General features: G+C 73.6%; 2 protein-coding genes. Both read left to right on the top strand.

Annotated elements, in window-relative coordinates:
- Nucleotides 1–2,720 (top strand): SDR family NAD(P)-dependent oxidoreductase (locus JGS39_RS34720; RefSeq protein WP_219573732.1); only part of this gene is annotated, 2,720 nt, incomplete at its 5' end.
- Between the two features lie 64 nt (nt 2,721–2,784).
- The coding region (locus tag JGS39_RS34715; RefSeq protein ID WP_219573731.1) for a type I polyketide synthase at nt 2,785–6,443 on the top strand (3,659 nt) is incomplete at its 3' end.

Genomic DNA, 6,443 nt, shown 5'->3' with positions numbered 1-6,443 from the left:
TGGTGGTGTCGGGGTCGGAGAAGGAGACGCTCGCGGTCGCGGAGCACTTCGCGGGGCTGGGGCGCCGGACGAAGCGTCTGGCCGTGTCGCACGCCTTCCACTCACCGCTCATGGAACCCATGCTCGACGCCTTCCGCGAGGTCGCCGCCCGGATGACGTATCACGCACCCCGCATCCCCGTCGTCTCCAACGTGACGGGCCGGCTCGCCGGTCCCGACGAACTGACCTCGGCCGACTACTGGGTCCGCCACGTCCGCGAAGCGGTCCGCTTCTGCGACGGCGTACGCGCCCTGCACGCGGAAGGGGCCCGTGTACTCATCGAGATCGGGCCGGACGCGGCACTCACCCCCGTGGTGGCCGACTGCCTGCCGCCCGCCGACGGCACCCTGTGCGTTCCCGCCCTGCGCCGCGCCCGTGACGAGGAACTGACCCTGGTCACGGCCCTGGCCCACGCGCACGCGAACGGCAGCGCGGTCGACTGGAACGCCTTCTTCCAGGGCCGGGGCGCCCACCGGATCCCCCTTCCCACCTACCCCTTCCAGCGCCGCAGCCACTGGATGGAGCGACCCGAGGCCCAGGACACCACCGACCGGACCGCGGACCCGGCCGGAGCCGCCTTCTGGGAGGCCGTCGACCGGGAGGACGTCACGGCGCTGGCCGGCCGGCTCTCGGTCACCGAGAGCGCACTCGGCGAGGTCCTGCCCGCGATGGCACGCTGGCGCCGCCTCCACCAGGAGAGGGCCGCGGTCGACAACCTCCGCTACCGCGTCGTCTGGCAGCCCGTCACCGCACCGGCCGCCGAGGCCACCGCGCTCGACGCCCCCTGGCTCGTCGCCGTCGCCGAGGGACAGGCCGACACCCCCACGGTCACCGCGATCCTGGCCGCACTCATCGAACGCGGCGCCTCCCCGGACATCATCGAAGCGCTCCCCGGCCTGAGCCGAGCGGACCTGGCCGCCCGCCTCGCCGCGCAGCCCGCAGCCGGGATCCTGTCCCTGCTCGCCCTCGACGACCGCCCCGAACCCGCACACCCCCATCTCACCCGCGGCCTCACAGCCACCGTCACCCTGGTGCAGGCCCTCGCGGACACCCCGGATGCCCCGAGGCTCTGGTGCGCCACGCAGTCCGCCGTCGCCACCTCCCGCTCCACCGAGCTGACCGCCACGGAGCAGGCCCAGTTCTGGGGCCTCGGCGGTGGCCTCGCCCTCGACCACCCCGACACCTGGGGCGGCATCGCCGACCTCCCCGCCGAACCGGGCCCGGGTGACCTGCACCGTCTCTGCGACGTGCTCTCCGGCGCGACCGGCGAGGACGCGGTGGCCCTGCGCGCCGACGGCATCCTCGCCCGCCGCCTGGTCCGCGCCCCCCTGGGTGACCGCACCCCGGTCCGGGCCCGCCCGTCGAACGGCACCGCGCTGATCACCGGCGGCACCGGAGGCCTCGGAGCCCACGTGGCCCGCATGCTCGCCGCCGACGGCATCCCGCACCTGCTGCTCCTCAGCCGGCACGGCGACGCGGCCGACGGAGCCCGCGCGCTGGCGGCCGAACTGGAGGCGTCCGGCACCCGGGTGACCCTCGCCGCCTGCGACGTCACCGACCGTGCCGCGCTGGCCCGGGTCCTCGACGCCGTCCCCGGGGACCTGCCGCTGACCACCGTCGTGCACGCCGCCGGTGCCATGCAGCGCATGGCGCCGCTCACCGAACTGACCGAGGACGAGTTCGCGGCCGTCGGCCACGCGAAGGTCACCGGGGCCCAGCACCTCGACGACCTCCTCGGCGACCACCCCCTCGACGCCTTCGTGCTCTTCTCCTCCGGCGCCGCCGTCTGGGGCAGCGCCGGGCAGGCCGCCTACGCCGCAGCCAACGCCCACCTCGACGCGCTCGCCCACCGCCGCCGCGCTCGCGGGCTCACCGCCACCTCCGTGGCCTGGAGCTCCTGGAAGGGAGGCATGGTCGACGCGGAACTCGCCGCGGTGATGGAACGAATCGGCGCCCCCGCCATGGATCCCGGCCTCGCCGTAGGCGCGCTGAAGCAGGCCCTGGAGTACGACGAGAGCCACCTCGTCGTCGCCGAGTTCGACTGGTCCCGCTTCGCCCCCACGTACACGCTCGCCCGGCCTCGTCCCCTGCTCGACGCCCTCGACGACGTACGCCGGATCCTCACCGCCGAGCCCGAAACGGCGGCCTCGGACGCCGAAGCTCTGATGGCACGGCTCGCCGGCCTCTCCGCCGCCGAGCGCGGCCGCGCGCTGCTCGACCTCGTACGTACCCGCGTCGCGACCCTGCTCGGCTACGACGCCGCTTCCCAACTCGACCCGCAACGCGCCTTCGAGGACCTCGGCTTCGACTCCGTCGCGGCCGTGGAACTCCGCCAGGCCCTGACCGCCGCCACGGGTGCCCAACTGCCCGCGACGCTGATCTTCGACTACGCGACACCCACAGCACTCGCCGACCACCTGCACACCCGGCTCTTCCCGGACAGCGACGACACAGCCACGCCGGTCCTCGCGGAGGTCGACCGGTTCGAGGAACTGGTCGGGGCGCTGGACATCGAGGAGATCCGCAGCAGCCGCATCACCTCACGGCTGCAGACCCTCCTCGACACACTGACCACCCTCCAGAGCGGCGAGACAGGGGTGGCGGCCGTGCGGGACTCGCTCGACGAGGCCTCCGCCGACGACGTCCTCGCCTTCATCGACCAGGAACTCGGCCTCGCCTGACACGGGCACGCTGCCGTCATCTGACCCCTGCCGTCATCTGACCCCGAAGGACCGTGAGACCGATATGGCCAACGACGAGAAGATCCTCGACTACCTCAAAAAGGTGACCGCCGACCTGCACCGCACCCGGCGCCGCCTCCAGGACGCCGAGGCCGCCGCGCAGGAGCCCATCGCGATCGTGGCCATGGGCTGCCGCTTCCCCGGCGGGGTGACCACCCCCGAGGAGCTGTGGCAACTGGTGGCAGAGGGCCGCGACGCCGTATCGGGCATGCCGGACGACCGCGGCTGGGACCTCGACCAGCTCATGGGCGAGGACGCCTCGCAGCCGGGAACCAGCTACGTGCACCAGGGCGGATTCCTCGAAGGAGCGGGCGACTTCGACGCCGGGTTCTTCGGGATCAGCCCCATGGAGGCGGAGGCCACCGACCCGCAGCAGCGCCTCAGCCTCGAAGTCGCCTGGGAAGCCTTCGAACGGGCCGGAATCGACCCGGAGACCCTGCGCGGCGGCCGCGTCGGCGTCTACATGGGCTCCGGCATCCAGGACTACGGCGACTTCCCCGAAGGCGTACCGGAGGCCGTCGAGGCCTACATGGCCACTGCACGGGCCGCGTCCGTCATCTCCGGCCGTATCTCGTACGCCCTCGGCCTCGAAGGCCCGTCCTTCACCGTCGACACCGCCTGCTCGTCGTCGCTCGTGGCCCTCCACCTGGCCGCCCAGGCCCTGCGCCAGGACGAATGCAGTCTCGCCCTGGCCGGCGGAGTCATGGTCATGTCGACAGCCGCACCGTTCGTCGCCTTCAGCAAGCAGCGCGGTCTCGCACCCGACGGGCGGTGCAAGGCCTTCTCCGACAGCGCCGACGGCACCGGCTGGTCCGAGGGCGCGGGCATCGTCCTGCTGGAGCGCCTCTCCGACGCCCGGCGCAACGGGCACCCCGTCCTCGCCGTCATCCGCGGATCGGCCATCAACTCCGACGGAGCGTCCAACGGCCTCACCGCGCCCAGCGGCCCGTCCCAGCAGCGCGTCATCCGCCAGGCCCTCGCCAACGCACGTGTACCCGGCGCCCACGTCGACGCCGTCGAGGCGCACGGCACCGGCACCACGCTCGGCGACCCGATCGAGGCGCAGGCCCTGCTCGCCACCTACGGCCAGGACCGCACCGCCGAACAGCCGCTGAGGCTGGGATCGTTCAAGGCCAACATCGGCCACGCCCAGGCGGCAGCGGGCGTCGGCGGAGTCATCAAGATGGTCATGGCCCTGCGCAACGGTCTGCTGCCCAAGACCCTGCACGTCGAGCAGCCCTCCACCCACGTCGACTGGACCTCCGGTCACGTCAGCCTGCTCACCGAGGCCGAGCCCTGGACCCGCCACGGCCACCCGCGTACCGCAGGCGTCTCGGCGTTCGGGCTCAGCGGCACGAACGTCCACGTGATCCTCCAGGAGGCACCGGAGCCGGACCCGGCGGGGGCACCCGACGGGGAGAGCGCGGAGCCGGGCGGGGAACGACCGGTCACGGACGGCCGGACGCTTCCCTTCACCACGCCCGTCACCCCGTTCCCCGTCTCCGGCCGCAGCGCCGCGGGCCTGCGTGCCCAGGCGGAGCGCCTGGCCTCCTTCGTACGGGACGGTGCCGGCGCCACCGCATCTCCCCGGGACATCGGGCACGCGCTGATCGCCACCCGCACCGCGTTCGAGCACCGTGCCGTCGTCCTCGACACCGGGGACTCCGCGGGCACGCACGGCACCGGATCCACCCCCCTGCTCACCGGACTGGACGCCCTCGCGGCCGACGCCAAGGCACCGCACCTGGTGCGGGGCACCGCCGCGGGCCCCGCCCAGGTCGCGTTCGTCTTCCCCGGCCAGGGCTCCCAGTGGGTCGGCATGGCCGTCGAACTCCTCGCTTCCTCACCGGTGTTCGCCGACTGGATGCGCGAGTGCGCCGACGCGCTGGCCCCCTTCACCGACTGGGACCTCCTCGACGTGGTCCACCAGCGCCCCGGCGCACCCACCTTCGATGAGGTCGACGTCGTCCAGCCGGTCCTGTGGGCCGTCATGGTCTCCCTCGCCGGCCTCTGGCGCGCCTGCGGTGTGGAGCCCGCCGCCGTCGTCGGACACTCCCAGGGAGAGATCGCCGCCGCCTGCGTCGCCGGGGCCCTCTCCCTGGACGACGGCGCACGCGTCGTCGCCCTCCGCAGCAGGATCATCCGTCAGGACCTCGCCGGACGCGGCGGCATGATGTCGGTCGCACTGCCCTCCGCGGAGGCCGAATCGGTGATGCGCGGCTGGGGGGACCGGCTCCAGATCGCCGTGGTCAACAGCCCCGCATCCACCGTCGTCTGCGGCGAGAAGGAAGCCCTCGACGAGCTCTACACCCAGCTGGAGGCCCAGGGAGTGCAGGCCCGCCGGATACCGGTGGACTACGCCTCCCACTCGGTGTTCGTCGAAGAGATCCGTGACCGACTCCTCGCCGAGATAGCCGACGTGACACCCCGCCCGTCCAGCACGACCTTCTACTCGACGGTGACCGGCGGCCCGCTCGACACGACAGCGCTCGACGCCGGCTACTGGTACGAGAACCTGCGCCGCACCGTCCGCTTCGAGGACACCACCCGGGCCATGCTCGACGACGGGTTCACCCTCTTCGTGGAGGCAAGCCCCCACCCGGGCCTCTTCATCGCCCTCGGCGAGACGATCGCCACGACACCGGTCGCCGCCACGGCCGTCGGATCGCTGCGCCGCCACAGCGGAGACCCGGCCCGGTTCGCGCTGTCACTGGCCGAGGCCTACGTGCACGGTGCCCCCGTCGACTGGAGCCTCCTTCACGACGCCGCCCCCACCGCCCGCGTGGAGCTTCCCACGTACGCCTTCCAGCGCGAGCGCTACTGGGTCACCGCCCCCACCGGCGCCGGCGACGTGCTGACCGCCGGTCTCGAACCGGCCGGCCACCCGCTGCTCGGCGCACGGGTATCGGCGCCCGACACGGACGCCCTCGGCCTGACGGGCCGCCTGTCCCTCGGCACGCACCCATGGCTCGGCGACCACCGCGTGGGCGACACCGTGTTCTTCCCCGGCACCGCACACGTGGAACTCGTCGGCTACGCCGGCGACCGGACAGGCTGCCCGGTCATCGACGAACTGACGCTGGAGGCCCCTCTGACCATCCCCGAGCGGGGCGGTGTGGCGGTACGCGTCACCGTCGGCACGGCCGGACCCGACGGCCGCCGCCCGGTGACCGTGCACGCCCGCACGGACGACGGCGACCAGCCGTGGACACGGCACGCGACCGGCATCCTCGCGCCGGAGACCCCGGCTCCGGGAGCCCGCGGATCCGAGGACGCGGCCTGGGCCTCGGCACAGTGGCCGCCGGCCGGCGCCGAGCCGGTGGATCTGGACGGCTTCTACGACGCCATGGCGGAGGAGGGGCTGCGGTACGGCCCCGTCTTCCGGGGACTGAACGCCGCGTGGCGCGCCGACGGCGACATCTACGCCGAGGCCGCCCTGCCCACCGGCACGCCCGCGACCGACTTCCGGCTCCACCCGGCTCTCCTCGACGCGGCGCTGCACGGGGTGGCGTTGTCGGGTGCGGCGGGTGAGGGTGCCGCGTTGCCGTTCGCGTGGTCGGGTGTGTCACTGGCCGCGGTGGGCGCTTCGACGGTGCGGGTCCGGGTGTCGGTGGTGGGCGAGGGCCGGGTGTCCGTGCTGCTCGCCGATGCCGGTGGCGGGGC

Source organism: Streptomyces poriferorum, assembly GCF_019399235.1.
Classification (GTDB): domain Bacteria; phylum Actinomycetota; class Actinomycetes; order Streptomycetales; family Streptomycetaceae; genus Streptomyces; species Streptomyces poriferorum.
Note: the sequence above shows the minus strand (reverse complement) of the source record. Positions and strands in the feature narration are given on the sequence as shown.